The following is a 16,842-nucleotide window of genomic DNA, read 5'->3' as shown; positions in this document are numbered from 1 at the left end:
AATCCCTTCGCCCTGGTCAAGGCCGAGCCCCGCCCGCCGGTCGACCTGCTCTGGGAAGTGGCCGAGGACGAGGGCTTTGCCCGCGTCGTCCGCCAGGGCGTCCTGCGCGCGGTCGAGGACTTCGCCCATTCGGCCCATGTCGCCGTCACCGGACTGCGCCCCGACCGCTGGTACTTCTACCGATTCCGCGCCGGAGAGGCCCTCAGCCCAACGGGACGCACCCGCACCGCGCCCGCCTACGACGCCCGGCCCGAACGCTTCCGCTTCGCCTTCGCCGCCTGCCAGCAGTACGAGCAGGGCTACTATGCCGCGCTGCGCGACATGTCCCGCCGCGAGCTGGACCTGGTCGTCCACCTCGGTGACTACATCTATGAAATGAGCTACGGCGCCGGGCATGTGCGCAGTCACGGCACCGGCAATCCCTCGACCCTGCGCGAATATCGCGACCGCTACGCGCTCTACAAATCCGATCCCGACCTGCAGGCTGCCCATGCCGCCGCGCCCTGGCTGGTGATCTGGGACGATCACGAGGTGATCAACAACTACCACGGCGAGGAAGCCCCCGGCGTCACCGGTGGCCCCGGATTCCTGCGCCAGCGCGCCGCCGCCTACCAGGCTTGGTACGAGCACATGCCGGTGCCGCCCCACGCCGGCGGCGACTTCGCGCAGTTCCGCATCTATGGCCAGCATCGCTTCGGCAACCTGCTGGACCTGGCACTGCTGGACAGCCGCCAGTACCGCACGCTGCCACAGCCCGGCGGCGGTGGCCAAAGCTACCTCGGCGCGCAGCAGGAAGCCTGGCTGGACCGCACCCTGCAGCAGTCTCAGGCCCGCTGGAGCGTCATCGCCCAGCAGACCCTGCTCTCCGAGCGCGACCTCGAACCCGGTCCCGGCACGGGCTACAGCGGCGACACCTGGGATGGCTACCGGGCCGCACGGGGGCGGCTGCTGGACTCGATCCAGCGGGCGAAACTGGCCAATCCGCTGGTGATCGGCGGCGACCTGCATGCCTTCTATGCCGCTGACGTGAAACGCGACTTCGGGGCCGAGGCGGCGCCGACCCTGGCGAGCGAGTTCGTCACCGGCTCGATCACCTCGAACCCGCCCTCGGCGCGCGCCGTCGCTACCGCCGAGGCCGAGAACCCGCATCTGAAGTTCGCCAGCGGGGCCCAGCACGGCTATGCGATGGCCGAGCTGGGCCAGCGCAGGGCGCAGGTGGATTTCATCGCCATCAGCGACCGCAAGGACCACGCCGCCACGGCCCGGGTGGCGCAAAGCTTCGCGGTGCTGGACGGGCAGCCCGGCGTGAACCGGCTCTAGTGGCTCAGATCCAGCCCAGAAGCTGCCACCACAGGTAGGCCAGCGGCATCAGCACCAGCAGGCTGATCACGGCCAGCGCCAGGCACATGCGCAGCAGCGGCTTCACGCTTTCGCCCGACAGCCCCATGGCGACCAGCAGCGGCGGCGCCTGGTAGGGGAAGAAGACCGTCGAGAAGCCGATCACCTGGGTCATGATCACCGCATCCAGCGGCAGGCCAGTCAGCTCGCTCAGCTCTCCGGCCAGCACGGTCAGCACGGCGGGGACGCCGGGGATCGTGGTGAAGACCCCCGTTGCCGCGCCAAGACCGACCAGCGAGGCGAAACTGGCAAAGTCATGCCCCGGTGCCAGCGGCAGCGCCTCGGTCAGCACATGGGCCATCACCGGGCCAAGGCCGCTTTCGGTGACCACCACCCCCAGTCCCAGTGCCCCGGCGATGAACAGCAGGGTGGCGAAGTCCATGGCCTTCTTGAAATCCGGCCCCTCCATGAAGCCGATGCGCGGCATCAGGATCACCACCGAGGCCGCCATGCCGATCCAGGCCGGGCTGATCCCGTGCCAGGCATCGGTAAACCACAGCGCCAGGGTGACCAGCAGCAGGCTCAGCAGCCAGGCCTGGCGCCCAGACGAGGGCAGGACGGCTCCGCCGGCCCCGGGCGCGGCGCGCGCCGTGATCTCGGCCGGGAAGAAACGGCGGATCAACAGCACGATCAGCGGCGCCTTGATCAGCCCGAGCACCGGGTAGTGCAGCAGCAGGTAGCTGGCGTAGGACAGCTTGACGCCGTAGAGCCGCTCGGCCGCGCCGGCCAGCACCAGGTTGGGAATATTGCCCGGCAGCACGCCGAAGCCCGGCATATGCGCCCCGAAGGCGATGGTCAGCGCGATGCCGATCCGCCCGTTCGAGCCCTTGCCGAAGCCCAGCCTGTCGGCCAGCGCCATGCCCACGGGCACCATGACCACCGCACGCCCCACCGACGAGGGCATCAGGAAGCTGAGCACCATGCACAGGCCCATCAACCCGAAGAGCAGCCCGGAATAGCTGTGGCTCAGCCGCGGTCCGATCGCCTCGGCCAGGCGGGTGCCAAGGCCGCTGCCACGGATCGCCTCGCCGATGATGAAGCCCGAGATCACCAGCCACATGGCCTGCGAGGAGAAGCCCGAGAAGGCCTCCTCGGGCGTGGCGAGGCCGCCGATGACGACCACGGTCAGGAACAGCAGGCTGGCGAGGTAGCCCGGCACGATACCGGTGCCCCAGAGGCTGAGGGTGACCAGCACCACCGCCAGCGTACGCGCTTGCAGCGGGTCCAGCCCCGGCAGCCCGAAGGCCACCAGCAGGGCCGCAAGCAGGGCGATCAGCCCGACAAGGATTTCCTTCACGTAGCGCATCAGACGCCCCCTCCGCTTGCCGGGCGCGCCCGGCGCCCGCCCCTTCCCGGATGACCCTCGCGGGCCAGGGCCTTTCTAGACCCATGCCCGGCGATGCGCTATCTATACATCATGACACGGGATGTAGAGTTTCCGCCAAACCACAGGCCCGGCACCGCGGGCGACCTGCGGGATCCCCGGCGCCCGGCCACGGCCCATGGCCACCTGATCCGCGCCGGGCAGCAGGTGGCGCCCCATGCCCATCCCCGCGCCCAGCTGGCCCTGACCCTGACCGGCGTGATGCGGCTCGAGGCCGGGCATGACACCTGGATCGTCCCGCCCAGCCATGCGGTCTGGGTGCCCGGCGGCCAGAGCCACTCGATCCGCAGCGAGACCGATATCGTCACCTGCAATGTCTTCGTCGATCCCTCCTGCGCTACCCGCGCCCGCCCCGAGACCCGGCCCACGGTGCTGCGCCTCTCGGCCCTGTCGCGCGAAATGGCGGTACGCCTCTCAGAGGCCGGGGCCATGGGCCAGACCCCTGCGCGTGGCGGTGCGACAGCTCCCTGGCGCCGCCTCGGCCTATCGCTGATCGACGAGATCGCCCGCCTCGAGACCAGCGCGCTTGGCCTGCCGGGCGGGCGCGATCCGCGACTGGTGCAGGTGACCGCCCATCTCAACCGCACGCCCGGCGAGGTGCGCGGCCTGCCGGAGCTGGCCGCCGGGGCCGGCACCAGCGAGCGCACCCTGGCGCGGCTGTTCCGCGCCGAGACCGGGCTGAGCTTTCGCCAGTGGCGCAACCGACAGCGGATGCTGGTGGCGCTGGAACGGCTGGAACGGGGCGAGAGCAGCAGCGCCGTGGCCGAGGTACTCGGTTACGGCTCGGCCTCGGCCTTCATCGCCGCCTTCCGCCGCACCCTGGGCGCGGCGCCGCGCCAGTTCACCGGAGCCACGGGCGGGCGCGGCGCGGCATCCGCACCAGGGCCTCTTCGCCCGCTGACGCCCCGAGGACGAGGCCGCCCTGGCCCGCGCGCTGGAGGCCACGGGCAACGAAGCCTTGGCTGACCGCGCCGTTGACGAGCTGTCCGGCGGGCACCGCCAGCGGGTCTGGAGCGCCATGGCCCTGGCCCAGGACACCGACATCCTGCTGCTGGACGAGCCGACGACCCATCTTGATATCGCGCACCACGTCGAGGTGCTGGACCTGCTCTGCGACCTCAACCGTGACCGGGGCACGACCGTCGTGATGGTGCTGCACGACCTCAACCTTGCGGTGAACTACGCCGACCGGCTGGTCGCCCGGCGTGACGGGCGCATCCACGCCAAGGGCAGCGCCGAGGAGGTGCTGACCGAAGACAACGTGGACGAGGTCTTCGGGCTGAAGAACCGGATCATCGCCGACCCGGTCTCGGGGCGGCCGATGATGCTGCCGCTCGGGCGGCACGGGATGCTGGCCGGGAACGGGCCAGGGGCCCGGATGGAGGCGGCCTCCGGGGCCTAGGCCGCTGGCGTGTCAGTCCAGTAGGCCGAGAGGTAATGCGCGCCGCGCGGCAGCTTCCAGTCCTCGCGCATTCGCGCACGCAGGCGCTGCGCCGCCGTGGTCTCGCCCGCGAACCAGAGGAAGCCGGGCGTGCCGTGCTGATCCACCCGCGCTTCCAGCCAGTCCGCCGCCGAGCCTCCGGCGTCGCGGCAAAGCACCTCGACCAGCGGGCGGATATCCTCGGGGATCGCCTCCTGGGCGGCTTCGTCGGCCAGTTCGATCACCGCCCGGGCCCGGCCCTCGTGGTGCGAGAGGATGCGCAGGATGGCCGGCAGGGCGGTCTCGTCGCCGCCGATCAGCAGGTCGTCGGTCTGGGGGAACCAGCCCCCGCCGGGTCCGGCAAGCCCCACCTGGATGCGCGGCTCGGTGCCGGCCAGCAGGCCCTCGGCCCAGGCGCAGGTCGGGCCACGGCCATGGGTGTAGACGTCGAACTCGATCCAGCCCTCTTCGGGCGAGACCGCGACGATGGTGTAGGCGGGGTTGTGCAGCTTGTCCTCACCCTCGGGCCAGCGCGTGCGGCCCTCGGGGGTGACATGGGGCCAGACCGGGGTACGACCCGGCGCGGGGATGGCCAGGCGGAAGTGCATGCCGGTCTCGGCAAAGGGGGCAAGGGTCTCGCCGCTGACCCGCAGCCGGATGAAATCGCGGTTGATCCGCCAGGCGCCGGTCACCGTGACAAGGCGGAAGTTGGCGGGCAGCGAGGGGCTATCCGTCGCTGGTCGGGTCGCCTCTCCGGCCCAGGCGACGCCGCTGATGCCCTCCAGCTCTTCGGTCAGGTGGAAGACCGTGTCGCGCATCATCTGCAGGGTGCCCGCATCGCGCGCCCGCACCCCCAGCACCAGCCCGCGCTCATCCTGGCGCAGGTCGACGAGGCCGACCGAGGTCGTGCAGGCGAAACGGCCCGGGCGGTCTTCCTGCACCACGCCGTATTCCAGGCTGCGGGCGCGCAGGGCGGCGAAGGTCGCCGGGCCGTCGATGCAGGTGATCAGCGCGTCCATCGAAAAGCTCTGCGGGTCGGAGGACATGTTCATGGGCGCGCCTTTCTGCCGGGTCCGGGAACCCGCACGCGGCGGGCCGTCGGGTGCGGCGTAGCAAAACCTAGCAAAACCGTCAAGAATTTCGCACGCAAGGCGCGGCAGGCTGCCCGCCCGGGCGCCGGACGATATCGGTTTCCCCTTCAAACCCCTGCGCCCCTGTGCCATGGAGGATGAACCGCCCTGCCCCAACCCACCGGACCCGACTGCGATGACTGCACTGGACGCGCGCGATCTTGCCATCCTGAAGGCCGTGGCCGCCAATGGCCGGATCACCAAGGTCGAGCTTGCCGAACAGATCGGCCTGTCTCCCTCGCCGACATGGACGCGGCTGAAGCGGCTTGAGAAGGCCGGGCTGATCGAGGGCTACGGCGCGCGGCTGAACCTGCGCAGGCTGGGCCCCTCGGTCACCGTCTTCGTCGCCGCCGAACTTGGCGAACACAAGGCGGCCTCGTTCCAGGGGTTCGAACAGGCGGTGCAGGGCCTTAAAGAGGTCGTGGCCTGCTGGGCCCTTGGCGGCGGTTTCGACTACCTGCTGCAGATCGTCACCCGCGACATCGAGAGCTATCAGGCGTTGATCGACCACATGCTGGAAGCCCGCATCGGGCTGGCGCGGTACTTCACCTATATCGTGACCAAGCCGGTGAAGGGCCCCGGCCTGCCGCCGCTGGACCTGCTGTTCGGCGACGCCTTCGCGCGGGGCTGACAGCCCAAACGTGCTGCCCCCCGCGCCACGGGCCGCTGTTTGGCCCGCCGGCGCGCTGCACTTCGGCCCCATCCGCCGCGAGGCCCTGCGATGCTGCCCCCGAACAGAAGGGAGCCCGCGTCCATGCATATCTCCGAGATCTCCTGCACCATCGCCGAAAGCCTGCTGATCAACCGCCGCAGCCATATCGGCGGCCAATGGATCGAAGGCGAGGACGGTGCCAGCTTTGCCGTCACCAACCCCGCCGATGGCGGTGAGCTTTGCCAGGTCGCCAGCCTGAGCGCCGACCAGGCGCAGGCCGCCGTCGATGCCGCCTCGGCAGCCTTCCCCGCCTGGGCCGCCACCCTGCCGCAGGACCGCGCCCGCATCCTGCGCCGCTGGCACGACCTCGTGCTGGCCCACAAGGAGGAACTGGCCCGCATCATGGTGCTGGAACAGGGCAAGCCCCTCTCTGAAGCGCGCGGCGAAATCGACTACGGCGCCGGCTTCATCGAGTTCTACGCCGAAGAGACCAAGCGCCCCAACATCGAGGGCGTCACCAGCCACCTGCCCGATGCCGAGGTCGAGATCTGGCGCGAACCGCTCGGTGTCGCTGCCCTCGTCACGCCGTGGAACTTCCCCTCGGCCATGGTGACGCGCAAGGCCGCCGCCGCGCTGGCGGCTGGCTGCACCGTGGTCGTCCACCCCTCTGCCGAAACGCCGCTTTCGGCACTGGCCCTGGCCGAGCTGGCCCAGCAGGCCGGGCTGCCCGATGGCGTCTTCAACGTGGTGACCGGCAAGGCCCCCGAGATCGTCGGGCGCTGGATGGAGGACAAGCGCATCCGGGCGCTCTCGTTCACCGGCTCGACCGAGGTCGGGCGGCTGCTCTACCGCCAGTCCGCCGCGACGGTGAAGCGGCTGGTGCTTGAGCTGGGCGGCCACGCCCCCTTCATCGTCTTCGCCGATGCCGACATGGACCGCGCCGTCTCCGAGGCGATCAAGGCCAAGTTCGCCACCTCCGGGCAGGACTGCCTGGGCGCCAACCGCTTCCTGGTCGAACGTCCGGTCTACGAGGAATTCTGCCGCCGCTTCACCGAGGCCACCAAGGCGCTGACTCTCGGCACCGGCATGGAAGATCCCGATATCGGCCCGCTGATGAACGAGGGCGCCGTGGCCAAGCAGGAAAGCCAGGTGGCCGATGCGGTGGCAAAGGGCGCGACGCTGCTGACCGGCGGCAAGCGCGACGATCTGGGGCCGCTCTTCTACCAGCCGACGGTGCTGGCCGACGTCCCTGCCGAGGCGCTGATCATGAGCGAAGAGACCTTCGGCCCCGTCGCCGCCATCGCCCCCTTCGATACCGAGGACGAGGCGCTTTCCCGCGCCAATGCCACCGAATACGGACTTGTCGCCTATGTCCACACGCTGGACCCGCGCCGCATCTACCGCCTGTCGCGCGGGCTGGAGTTCGGCATGGTCGCCGTCAACCGCACCAAGGTCACCGGCGCGCCGATCCCCTTCGGCGGCATGAAGCAATCCGGGGTGGGCCGCGAAGGCGCCCGCCAGGGCCTCGAAGCCTTCACCGAGGTCAAATACGTCTGCCGCGACTGGGCCTGAGGCCGGGCCTCCCCCGCCGGCAAAAGCAGAATTCAGAAGAAAGAGGACGACATGCTGAAGAACACGCAACTGGAAGACTGGGACCGCGAGAACTTCTTCCACCCCTCCACCCACCTGGCGGAATTCGCCCGGGGCAACCTGGCGCAGCGCGTCGTCACCGGCGGCTCGGGCTGCCATATCGAGGACAGCGCGGGCAACCGCCTGCTGGATGCCTTCGCCGGTCTCTACTGCGTGAACGTCGGCTATGGCCGCCCCGAGATCGCCGAGGCCATCGCGGCCCAGGCCAAGGAGCTGGCTTACTACCACGCCTATGTCGGTCACGGCACCGAGGCTTCGATCACGCTTGCGAAGATGATCCTCGACCGCGCGCCCGCGGGCATGTCCAAGGTCTATTTCGGCCTCGGCGGCTCGGACGCGAACGAGACCAACATCAAGCTGGTCTGGTACTACAACAACATCCGTGGCCTGCCCGAGAAGAAGAAGATCATCTCGCGCTGGCGTGGCTACCACGGCTCGGGCCTGATGACCGGCTCGCTGACCGGGCTGGAGGCCTTCCAGAAGAAGTTCGACCTGCCGCTGGACCGCGTGCTGCACACCGATGCGCCCTATTACTTCCGCCGCAAGGACCTGAACCAGTCCGAGGCCGATTTCGTCGCCCAGTGCGTGGCCTCGCTGGAAGAGCTGATCGCGCGTGAGGGTGCCGACACCATCGCCGCCTTCATCGGCGAACCGGCGCTTGGCACCGGCGGCCTCGTGCCCCCGCCCGCAGGCTACTGGCCCGCGATCCAGGAGGTGCTGGACCGCCACGACATCCTGCTGATCGCCGACGAGGTGGTGACCGGCTTCGGACGGCTCGGCTCGATGTTCGGCTCGGATCACTACGGCATGCGGCCAGACCTGATCACCATCGCCAAGGGTCTGACCTCGGCCTATGCGCCGCTCTCGGGCTCGATCGTGGGCGAAAAGATGTGGAAGGTGCTGGAGCAGGGCACCGACGAGAACGGCCCGATCGGACACGGCTGGACCTACTCGGCCCACCCCATCGGGGCGGCGGCGGGTGTCGCCAACCTGAAGCTGATCGACGAGCTGGGGCTGGTCGGGAACGCCGGCAAGGTCGGCGCGCACCTGAAGGCCGCGCTGAGCGATGCCCTGGGCGATCACCCCAATGTCGGCGACATCCGCGGCCAGGGCCTGCTCTGCGCCGTCGAGTTCGTCGAAGAGCGCGAGGGGCGCAGCTTCTTCGACCCCAAGCGCGGCGTCGGCGCTGCCGTCAACGCCGCCCTGCTGGGCCGGGGCGTGATCAGCCGCGCCATGCCGCAGGGCGATATCCTGGGCTTCGCCCCGCCCTTCTGCCTGACCGAGGCCGAGGCCGAGGAGATCGCCGGCAAGCTGGCCAACTCGGTGAAGGACGTGCTGGGCTGACAGCGCCCGGGGCCGCAGACGGACTGCGGCAGGACCAGACACGGAACGCCACCCCCGGTGCCTTTGGCGCCGGGGGTTTCGCGTTGCGCGACAAGCCCTCTGGACATCCGCCCCGGGCAGGCGTTAACCCTAGGCCATCCGACAGGGGCGTCCGCGTTGCGGGCTGAGAAGCACCCTTTGAACCTGAACCAGATCATGCTGGCGTAGGAAGTCGCGGACCCCTCCTGTCACGGGGGCCCTCATCGCGGGCCCGCCTGTCACGGGAGGTCCCCCGTCATTCCGCGCCCGAAGGAGCCCGGAATGACCGATTGGGGAACCCCTCTCACCGCCATGCGCGACGCTGCACCGCTGGTGCACTGCATGACGAACTATGTCTCGATGAACGTCATGGCCAACGTGCTGCTGGCGACCGGCGCCTCGCCCGCCATGGTCCACGCCGAGGAAGAGGCCGCCGAATTCGCCGGCATCACCAGCGTGCTGGCGATCAACATCGGCACCCTGTCGCCGCCCTGGCTGCGCGCCATGAAGGCCGCGGCCAGGGTCGCGGGCGAACGCGGCATCCCCTGGGTGCTGGACCCGGTGGCGGTCGGCGCCACCGCCTTCCGCAACAGCGCCTCGACTGCGCTGCTTCAGCTCTCGCCCCCGATCATCAAGGGCAATGCCTCGGAGGTGATCGCGCTGGCGGGCATCGGCGCGGGGATCACCGCCAAGGGCAAGGGCGCGGATGCGGTGCACGGGGTCGAGGCCGCCATCGAACCGGCCATCGAACTTGCCCGCCAGAGCGGCGCCGTGGTGGCCGTGACCGGCCCCGAGGACTTCGTCACCGATGGCACAACCCACTACCGTGTCGCCAATGGCGATGCGCTGATGCCGAAGGTCACGGCCCTTGGCTGCGCCCTCGGTGGCGTGGTCGGCGCCTTCGCGGCCAGCGGAGACCGCTTGCAGGGCACCGTGGCGGCGCTGGCCTACTACGGGCTGGCCGGAGAGATCGCCGCAGAGCAGGCCAAGGGCCCCGGCAGCTTCGCCATGCACTTCGTCGATGCGCTGGCCGGGATCGACGCGGCGACGCTCTCGGCCCGGGCGCAGGTTCGCCCGGCATGAGCGGACCCGCGAAATCAAGGCTGATCCCCGGCGTCTACCTCGTCACCCCCGATGGCGCCGATGCAGCGCTGGTGCTGGCGGCGATGCGCGGCGGGGCGGCGATGATCCAGCTGCGCGACAAGCACGCCACGGATGCCGAGCTGACCACCCTCGCCCGGCGCGTCCTACCGGACCTGCGCGCGGCGGGCGTGCCGCTGGTGATCAACGACCGGCTGGAGGTCGCGCGGGCGGCCGGGGCTGACGGGCTGCACATCGGACAGGGCGACGGCGATGCCGCCGAGGCACTGGCGGCGCTGGCGCCCGGGCAGATGCTGGGCGTCTCGGTCGAGACGCTGGCGCATCTGCCGGCCCTGCCGCCGGGCGTCGATCACATCGGTGTCGGCCCGGTGCGCGCCACGGCGACCAAGCCCGACCACGCCGCCCCCATCGGCTTTGCCGGTCTGGCCGAAATCACCCGCGCCGCGCCGGTGCCGGCGGTGGCCATCGGCGGGCTGAACGCCGCCGACACGGTGCCCGTGCGCATGGCGGGCTGCTCGGGCATCGCGGTGGTCAGCGCCATCTCGGCCACCGCCGACCCCGAGGCCGCGACCCGCGCCCTTGCCGACAGCTGGAGGCAGCAATGATCCCCAACGTCCTTTCCATTGCCGGGTCCGACCCCTCGGGCGGGGCGGGGATACAGGCCGACCTGAAGGCGATCTCGGCCAATGGCGGCTATGCCATGGCGGTGCTGACGGCGCTGACGGCGCAGAACACCCAAGGGGTGCGCGCCGCCCGGCTGATCGAACCCGATTTCATCCGCGCCCAGCTGGACGCCATCTTCGAGGACATCGAGGTGCAGGCGGTGAAGATCGGCATGCTGGGCAGCGCGCCGATCATCCGCTGTGTCGCCGAGGTCCTCTCCGGGCGGAACCTGCCCGTGGTCCTCGACCCGGTGATGGTGGCGAAATCCGGCGACCGGCTGCTGGCCGCCGAGGCCGTCGCCGCCCTGCCCGAACTGCTGCCGCTGGCCAGTGTCATCACCCCCAACCTGCCCGAGGCCGCCGACCTGCTGGGCGCGCCCGAGGCGACCAGCCGTGCCGGGATGCAGGACCAGGCCCACGTCCTGCGCGCGCTCGGCGCCCGCGCCGTGCTGCTGAAGGGCGGCCACCTTCCGGGCGGGGACAGCCCGGACCTGCTGGTCACCGAAACGGGCGAAAGCTGGATCGAGGCGCCGCGGATCGCCGGGGATGCCGCCCATGGCACTGGCTGCACGCTGTCCTCGGCGCTGGCCACCCAGCTGGCCCAGGGCCTGCCCCTGCCCGAGGCCTGCGCCCGGGCCAAGCACTACATCTCGGGCGCCATCGCGGGCGCCCGCCATCTCTCGGTCGGCAAGGGGCACGGCCCCACCGACCATTTCTTCGCCCAAAGGACCTGACAGATGCGCACCCCCCTCACCGCCCTCGCCCTGCTTCTGCCCCTGCCCGCCATGGCCGAGCCCTTCTCGGTCATGCTGGACTGGTTCGTGAACCCCGACCACGGCCCGATCATCGTCGCAGAGCAACGCGGCTATTTCGCCGACGCCGGGCTGGAGGTGCAGATCATCGCCCCCGCCGATCCCGCCGATCCGCCCAAGATGGTCGCCGCCGGAGAGGTCGACCTGGCCGTCAGCTACCAGCCCCAGCTCTACCTGCAGCACGACGCCGGACTGCCGGTGAAGCGGGTCGGCACGCTGATCGACAGCCCGCTCTATTGCGTGATGGTGGATGCGGACGGGCCGGTGCAGAGCCTTGCCGACATGGCCGGCCGCCGCGTCGGCTTCTCGGTGGCCGGGATCGAGGAGGCGCTTTTGCACCGCATGCTGCGCCACAATGGCGTCGAGCCCTCGGAGGTGACCCAGATCAACGTCAACTTCTCGCTCACCCCGGCGCTGGTCTCGGACCAGGTCGATGCGGTCTCGGGCGCGTTCCGCAACTTCGAGCTGCACCAGATGACCGGCGTGGGCCGCGAAGGGCGCTGCTTCCTGCCGGAAGAGAACGGCGTGCCCGCCTATGACGAGCTGATCTACCTTGCCGCCAGCGAGGCCACCGACGATCCGCGCATCGCCGCCTTCCTCTCGGCCACCGCCCGCGCGGCGCGCGAGATTGCCGAAGCCCCCGAGGCCGGCTGGCTGGACTTCGCCGGCTACTCGGCCGAGGTGGACGATACGCTGAACGAACTGGCCTGGGCCGACAGCTATCCCCATTTTGCCACCGATCCGGCGGCGCTGGACAGCGCGCGCTATGCGGACTTCGGTGCCTACATGGTCGAGATGGGCCTGATCGCCACCGCCCCCGAGGTCACCGAGATCGCCGTGGCCGCGGAATGAGCGAAGCGCGTCTGCAGGGTCGCGTCCTGCTGGAGGGGCAGGAGCTGGTCCGCGACCTGGACCTGGCCCTGCCGCCCGGCTGGACCTGCCTGCTGGGCCCTTCGGGCGCGGGCAAGTCGACGCTGCTGCGCCTGCTGGCCGGCCTGCCGTCGGGCGCCCGGCTGGAGGGGCGGCGCATTGTGCCGTCCCGTATCGGCTGGCTGGCACAGCAGGACCTGTTGCAGGACCGGCTGAGCCTCGCCGCGAACGTCCAGCTGGCCGCGCGGCTGCGCGGTGCGCGCCCCGACCCGGCGCGCGCCGAGGCGATGCTGACGGCGGTCGGACTTGCCGGGCGCGGCAGGGAGCGGCCCGAGGTTCTCTCGGGTGGGCAGCGGCAGCGGGTGGCGCTGGCGCGGGTGCTGTTCGACGCCGCCCCGCTGGTGCTGCTGGACGAGCCCTTCTCGGCGCTGGACCCGGCCACCCGGGCGGGCATGCAGGCGCTTGCCCATGCGCAGTTGCAGGGCCGCCGGGTGATGATGGTCACCCATGATCCCGCCGAGGCCCTGCGCCTCGGAGATCGGGTGCTGCTGCTGCGCGACCGGCGTCTGCAGGACCTGCCGCCCCTGCCCCCGCCCCATCCCCGCGCCCCCGACGACCCCGAGCTGGCGCTCTCCGCCGCCCGCCTGCTGGCCCACCTGGCGGAGGCCGCATGAGCCGCCTTCTGCCTGTCCTGCTGCCGCTTTTCGCCTGGGCCGCCGTCAGCCTTTCGGGCCTCGTGCCGCCCTATATCCTGCCCGCGCCGCAGGCCGTGGCGGTGACGCTTTTCACCGATGCAGGGGTGCTCTGGCCCAACCTGCTGGTGACGCTCTCGGAGACCCTGGCCGGGCTGGCGCTTGGGCTGGTGCTGGGCCTCGCGGCGGCGGTGGCGATGACGCTGTCGCCGCGCCTTGGGCGGCTGGCCGGGCCGGGTCTGGTCGCCTCGCAGGCGCTGCCGGTCTTCGTGCTGGCGCCGGTGCTGACCCTGTGGATGGGCTACGGGCCGGGGCCGAAGGTGGCGATGACCGTGCTGCTGGTGTTCTTCCCCGTCGCCTCGGGGCTGCGCGACGGGCTGGAGGCGACCCCGCCGGCCGTGCTCGACCTCGCCCAGATCAGCGGTGCCTCGCCCCTGCGCACCCTGCTCTGGCTGCGGCTGCCCCATGCCCTGCCCCATCTCGGCGCCGCGCTGCGCATCGCCGTGACCTATGCGCCGACCGGGGCGGTGATCGGCGAATGGGTCGGCGCCTCGAAGGGGTTGGGCTACCTGATGCTGATGGCCAACGCGCGGATGAAGATCGACCTGATGTTCGCCGCCCTGGTGCTGATCGTGGCGATGACCCTGCTGCTGAACCTCGGCACGGACCGGGTGCTGAGAAGGGCCCGAATGTAGCCCGGCGCCCGGCCCCTGCCGCGGGCCACCCCGAACAGATGCCTCGCCACGACCTCTTTGCAACAGGGGCCGGGGTTCGAACGCATACCCACGTTAATAAATTGACCATACGGAAGACGACGGTGCTAAGTGGGAGCGATATTGCCGCCGGGGAATTGAGGGCGGCATCGGGGACATGGATTTTAAGGGTTATATCATGGCTGGGACGACACATCGCGCGCAGGGGACACTGGGCGCGACCACCACGGGCGGCATTGCCGGCCTGACGCTGCTGCTCGGCACCACGATGCTGGTGTCCACCGCGGCCATGGCCACTCCGATCGAGCCGCCCGCCCCGCCCGCCGCAGGCTGCACCGTGGACGGCATGACCGCCACCTGCACCGGCGACCAGTCGGCCGGCCTCTCTGTCACCGATCCCTTCGTGACCCTCGAGGTCAAGGAGCTGACCCAGGACATCGCCCCCGCCGCGGGCGTCGCCGGCATCTCCTACGAGACCGAGACCACCAATATCACCCTGCTCAGCAATACCGGCAGCCAGGCGATCATCGTCGAGGGCGCTGACGGCATCCTGGCCGGGACCATCGACGGCGATGTCTACATCCACCACGAGGGCGACATCACCGCCACCGGCGGCCGCGGCATCCATGCCTATGCCGACCAGGGCGCAGCAGTGATCGAGGGTACGGGCAGCGTGACCGCGACGCTCGACGCGATCTCAACCAACCCCCGGCTCGGCGCCGCCGCCCTGAACTGGGACGGCGACCTGACCTCGACCGAGGGCCGTGGCATCTTCCTGAAGGCCGACAACGGCGCCGCCTCGGCAGAGGGGTCGGGCAACATCGTCTCGCAACTGGATGCGGTGACCCTTGATTCGCGCGGCGCAGGCGCGGACACCAGCTTCAACTGGGATGGGGACATCACCTCGAACGGCGGCAGCGCTGTGGTCCTGAGCGCTGATGACGGCGCGGTCAGCGTCACCGGCAGCGGTACGGTCATCGCCGATCAGAACGGCTTCGACCTGGATGCCCGGGGCGACGAGGCCGATGCCTGGCTGGGTTGGGACGGCGACATTACCGCCACCAACGGCTTTGGCGCCCGCGTCTATTCCGCCAATGGCGGCGCGGATATCGAGGGCAGCGGCACCGTCACCGCCGGCGACTTCGGCTTCTACGTGCTGACCGAGAACGACAGCCAGCCCGCCTCGCTGAAATGGACCGGGGACATCACCTCGCAGCTGAGCTTCGGCGCGCGGGTTGAGACCATCGGCGGCAGCGCCACGATCCAGGGCAGCGGCACGGTGCAGGCGCATACGGATGCGCTGACCGCAGATGCCGACGGTGGCGATGCCAACGTGCTGTGGAACGGCGATATCGCCGCGACCACCGGCTACGGCCTGGTGGCCAAGTCGACCACCGGCGGCGCCAATGTCAGCGGCAGCGGCACGGTCACGGCAGAGCTTGACGCGATCACCGCCAGCAACACCGCAGGCACCACGGCCACGGTCAACTGGACCGGCGACATCACCTCGACCTCGGGGACCGGCGTGAAGGTCTTCTCGTCCAGCGGGGCGACCAACCTGAAGGGCTCGGGCACCATCGCGGCGGGCCTCGACGGCGTCAACATCACCAATACCGGCGCGCAGACCGCGGCGCTGAGCTGGTCCGGCGACATCACCGGCACCGACGGCTTCGGCGTCTACCTCTATTCGGCCAACGGCCCGGTCAGCGCGTCGGGCAGCGGCGCCGTGACCGGCGGCTATGATGCCTTCCACCTGGAAACCGAGGGCAACGCGACCGCCGCCCTGAACTGGACCGGCGACCTCACCTCGACCGGCGGCAACGGCGTCCACCTGACCACCGCCCAGGGTGCGGCCTCGGTCATGACCAACGGGCTCATCGACGCGGCGCAGGGCGGGATCTACATCGCCAGCGGCTCGTCCGGCAGCTACGACACGGTCTCGGTCCAGCACACCGGCGACATCCTCGCCGGCGGCGTCGGCGTCGAGGCACGCAGCCCCAATGCCGCCGTCACCGTGAAGGTTGCCGGGGCGGTCGACAGCGGCTCTTACGGGATCTTCGCCGAGAGCCTCGGCGCGGCCACCGTCACGGTCGAACAGACCGGCACGCTGGACGCGGGCAATACCGGCATCCACGCCTACAGCGCCAATGGCGACGTGAACGTGACCCAGGACGGCACGCTCGCGGCCTATGGCGACGGCATCCTGGCCCAGAACGAGGGCGCGGGCACCGTCTATGTCCGCAAGGCCGGCGACCTCGGGGCCCAGGCGCGCGGCATCGCGGCCCTGTCCTCGACCGGCGCGGTCGTGGTGCGGATGACCGACGGCAGCATCACCAGCGGCGGCACCGGCATCGAAGCCGGCAACGAGAGCAGCAACACCGTGACCGTCGAGATGACCGGCGACATCGACGCCGGCGGCGCAGGTGTCCTGGCCAGTTCGTCGAACGGCGAGGTCTGGGTGACCGTCGACGGCGACGTGGACGCGGGGGGCGATGGTGCCTCGGCGATCAACGAGGGCTCGGGCGAGGTTGGCGTGACCTACACCGGCACGATGACCGCCGGCGGCAACGGCCTGGTCGCGGCCTCGGCCACCGGCAATGTCACCGCAACCCTCACCGAGGACAGGCAGCGTCAGCGCCACCGGCAACGGCATCAGCCTGACCGGCTTCGGCAACCTCTCGGCCAATATCGCCGAAGGCGCCACGGTGACCGGCGGCGCCGGCTTCGCGGGGGTCTTCCTGGACACCGGCCTGCAGAACACCGTCACCAACTACGGCACAATCGACAACGCCGGCGGGGTGGACGACTACGCCATCCAGGCCGAGGGCAACGACATCCTGGTCGAGAACTACGGCACGATCAGCGGCAACGTGGTGCTGGGCCCCTGGGCCAATGACTTCAACAACTACGAGGGCTCGCTGCTGGAAACCGGCTCGATCCTCGACTTGGGCACCGGCAACACGGTGTCCGTCGCCGGCACCCTGTCGCCCGGCGGC

The 16,842-nt window shown here is 70.4% G+C and carries 13 protein-coding genes, 2 pseudogenes and 1 riboswitch; of the genes and pseudogenes, 13 read left to right on the top strand and 2 right to left on the bottom strand.

Annotated features, from left to right (window positions below):
• A partial coding sequence (locus tag OS124_RS24315; protein WP_010139492.1) for an alkaline phosphatase D family protein occupies positions 1–1,320 on the top strand: 1,320 nt, incomplete at its 5' end.
• A gap of 4 nt (positions 1,321–1,324) precedes the next feature.
• On the opposite strand, the gene OS124_RS0110280 is transcribed toward OS124_RS24315, so the two are convergent.
• Complete coding sequence (locus OS124_RS0110280; protein ID WP_010139491.1) at positions 1,325–2,704, bottom strand: SLC13 family permease; 1,380 nt, start codon at positions 2,702–2,704, stop codon at positions 1,325–1,327.
• A gap of 93 nt (positions 2,705–2,797) precedes the next feature.
• Between OS124_RS0110280 and OS124_RS24310 the strand changes: the two are divergent.
• Both OS124_RS24310 and OS124_RS24305 read left to right on the top strand, forming a co-directional pair.
• A pseudogene (locus OS124_RS24310) lies at positions 2,798–3,565 on the top strand (helix-turn-helix domain-containing protein); the annotation flags it as partial.
• Between the two features lie 85 nt (positions 3,566–3,650).
• Positions 3,651–4,184 (top strand): annotated as a pseudogene (locus OS124_RS24305) (ABC transporter ATP-binding protein); the annotation flags it as partial.
• Here the strand turns inward: OS124_RS24305 and OS124_RS26060 are convergent.
• A complete protein-coding gene (locus tag OS124_RS26060) occupies positions 4,181–5,254 on the bottom strand; it encodes a siderophore-interacting protein (protein ID WP_010139488.1) in 1,074 nt (357 codons plus the stop codon). The pseudogene OS124_RS24305 and the gene OS124_RS26060 overlap by 4 nt on opposite strands.
• Positions 5,255–5,468: 214 nt before the next feature.
• On the opposite strand from OS124_RS26060, the gene OS124_RS0110255 reads away from it, so the two are divergent.
• From OS124_RS0110255 to OS124_RS27995, 10 genes are all read left to right on the top strand, one after another.
• Positions 5,469–5,963, top strand: coding sequence for an Lrp/AsnC family transcriptional regulator (locus OS124_RS0110255; RefSeq protein ID WP_010139487.1), 495 nt, complete (start codon positions 5,469–5,471; stop codon positions 5,961–5,963).
• A 123-nt stretch (positions 5,964–6,086) separates the two neighbouring features.
• Positions 6,087–7,556 carry an NAD-dependent succinate-semialdehyde dehydrogenase gene (locus OS124_RS0110250; RefSeq protein WP_010139485.1) on the top strand — a complete coding sequence of 490 codons (1,470 nt, stop codon included), beginning with the start codon at positions 6,087–6,089 and terminating at the stop codon, positions 7,554–7,556.
• Between the two features lie 51 nt (positions 7,557–7,607).
• Entirely contained in the window at positions 7,608–8,978 is a 1,371-nt protein-coding gene (locus OS124_RS0110245) for an aminotransferase class III-fold pyridoxal phosphate-dependent enzyme (RefSeq protein WP_010139484.1), read from the top strand.
• 133 nt (positions 8,979–9,111) lie between these two features.
• A riboswitch (TPP riboswitch) is annotated at positions 9,112–9,205 on the top strand.
• 73 nt (positions 9,206–9,278) lie between these two features.
• On the top strand, positions 9,279–10,079 hold the full coding sequence (gene thiM, locus OS124_RS0110240; protein WP_010139483.1) for a hydroxyethylthiazole kinase: 801 nt from the start codon (positions 9,279–9,281) through the stop codon (positions 10,077–10,079).
• Positions 10,076–10,702: a thiamine phosphate synthase gene (gene thiE, locus OS124_RS0110235; RefSeq protein WP_010139482.1), complete on the top strand. Its 627-nt coding sequence runs from the start codon at positions 10,076–10,078 to the stop codon at positions 10,700–10,702. The genes thiM and thiE overlap by 4 nt, the downstream gene beginning before the upstream one ends.
• Positions 10,699–11,493 (top strand): bifunctional hydroxymethylpyrimidine kinase/phosphomethylpyrimidine kinase, encoded by a 795-nt coding sequence (gene thiD, locus OS124_RS0110230; RefSeq protein ID WP_010139481.1) that lies wholly within the window; start codon positions 10,699–10,701, stop codon positions 11,491–11,493. The genes thiE and thiD overlap by 4 nt, the downstream gene beginning before the upstream one ends.
• A 3-nt stretch (positions 11,494–11,496) precedes the next feature.
• Entirely contained in the window at positions 11,497–12,423 is a 927-nt protein-coding gene (locus OS124_RS0110225; RefSeq protein WP_010139480.1) for an ABC transporter substrate-binding protein, read from the top strand.
• Entirely contained in the window at positions 12,420–13,115 is a 696-nt protein-coding gene (locus tag OS124_RS0110220) for an ATP-binding cassette domain-containing protein (protein WP_010139479.1), read from the top strand. Before OS124_RS0110225 ends, OS124_RS0110220 begins: the two co-directional genes overlap by 4 nt.
• Positions 13,112–13,828: an ABC transporter permease gene (locus OS124_RS0110215; RefSeq protein WP_010139478.1), complete on the top strand. Its 717-nt coding sequence runs from the start codon at positions 13,112–13,114 to the stop codon at positions 13,826–13,828. Before OS124_RS0110220 ends, OS124_RS0110215 begins: the two co-directional genes overlap by 4 nt.
• A gap of 196 nt (positions 13,829–14,024) precedes the next feature.
• Positions 14,025–16,742, top strand: coding sequence for a beta strand repeat-containing protein (locus tag OS124_RS27995; protein WP_029375334.1), 2,718 nt, complete (start codon positions 14,025–14,027; stop codon positions 16,740–16,742).
• Positions 16,743–16,842: the final 100 nt, after the last annotated feature.

The sequence above is a fragment of the Oceanicola sp. S124 genome (genome assembly GCF_000220565.1).
Classification (GTDB): Bacteria; Pseudomonadota; Alphaproteobacteria; order Rhodobacterales; family Rhodobacteraceae; genus Pseudooceanicola.
This window is presented reverse-complemented; position numbering and strand designations above follow the sequence as displayed.

Bases quoted from the DNA above. Each gene is read 5' to 3' on its own strand.
- thiD (WP_010139481.1), top strand. From the start codon at position 10,699: ATGATCCCCAACGTCCTTTCCATTGCCGGGTCCGACCCCTCGGGCGGG.
- OS124_RS0110215 (WP_010139478.1), top strand. From the start codon at position 13,112: ATGAGCCGCCTTCTGCCTGTCCTGCTGCCGCTTTTCGCCTGGGCCGCC.
- thiM (WP_010139483.1), top strand. From the start codon at position 9,279: ATGACCGATTGGGGAACCCCTCTCACCGCCATGCGCGACGCTGCACCG.
- OS124_RS0110220 (WP_010139479.1), top strand. From the start codon at position 12,420: ATGAGCGAAGCGCGTCTGCAGGGTCGCGTCCTGCTGGAGGGGCAGGAG.
- OS124_RS0110280 (WP_010139491.1), bottom strand. From the start codon at position 2,704: ATGCGCTACGTGAAGGAAATCCTTGTCGGGCTGATCGCCCTGCTTGCG.
- OS124_RS0110255 (WP_010139487.1), top strand. From the start codon at position 5,469: ATGACTGCACTGGACGCGCGCGATCTTGCCATCCTGAAGGCCGTGGCC.
- OS124_RS0110225 (WP_010139480.1), top strand. From the start codon at position 11,497: ATGCGCACCCCCCTCACCGCCCTCGCCCTGCTTCTGCCCCTGCCCGCC.
- OS124_RS0110245 (WP_010139484.1), top strand. From the start codon at position 7,608: ATGCTGAAGAACACGCAACTGGAAGACTGGGACCGCGAGAACTTCTTC.
- OS124_RS26060 (WP_010139488.1), bottom strand. From the start codon at position 5,254: ATGAACATGTCCTCCGACCCGCAGAGCTTTTCGATGGACGCGCTGATC.
- OS124_RS27995 (WP_029375334.1), top strand. From the start codon at position 14,025: ATGGCTGGGACGACACATCGCGCGCAGGGGACACTGGGCGCGACCACC.
- OS124_RS0110250 (WP_010139485.1), top strand. From the start codon at position 6,087: ATGCATATCTCCGAGATCTCCTGCACCATCGCCGAAAGCCTGCTGATC.
- thiE (WP_010139482.1), top strand. From the start codon at position 10,076: ATGAGCGGACCCGCGAAATCAAGGCTGATCCCCGGCGTCTACCTCGTC.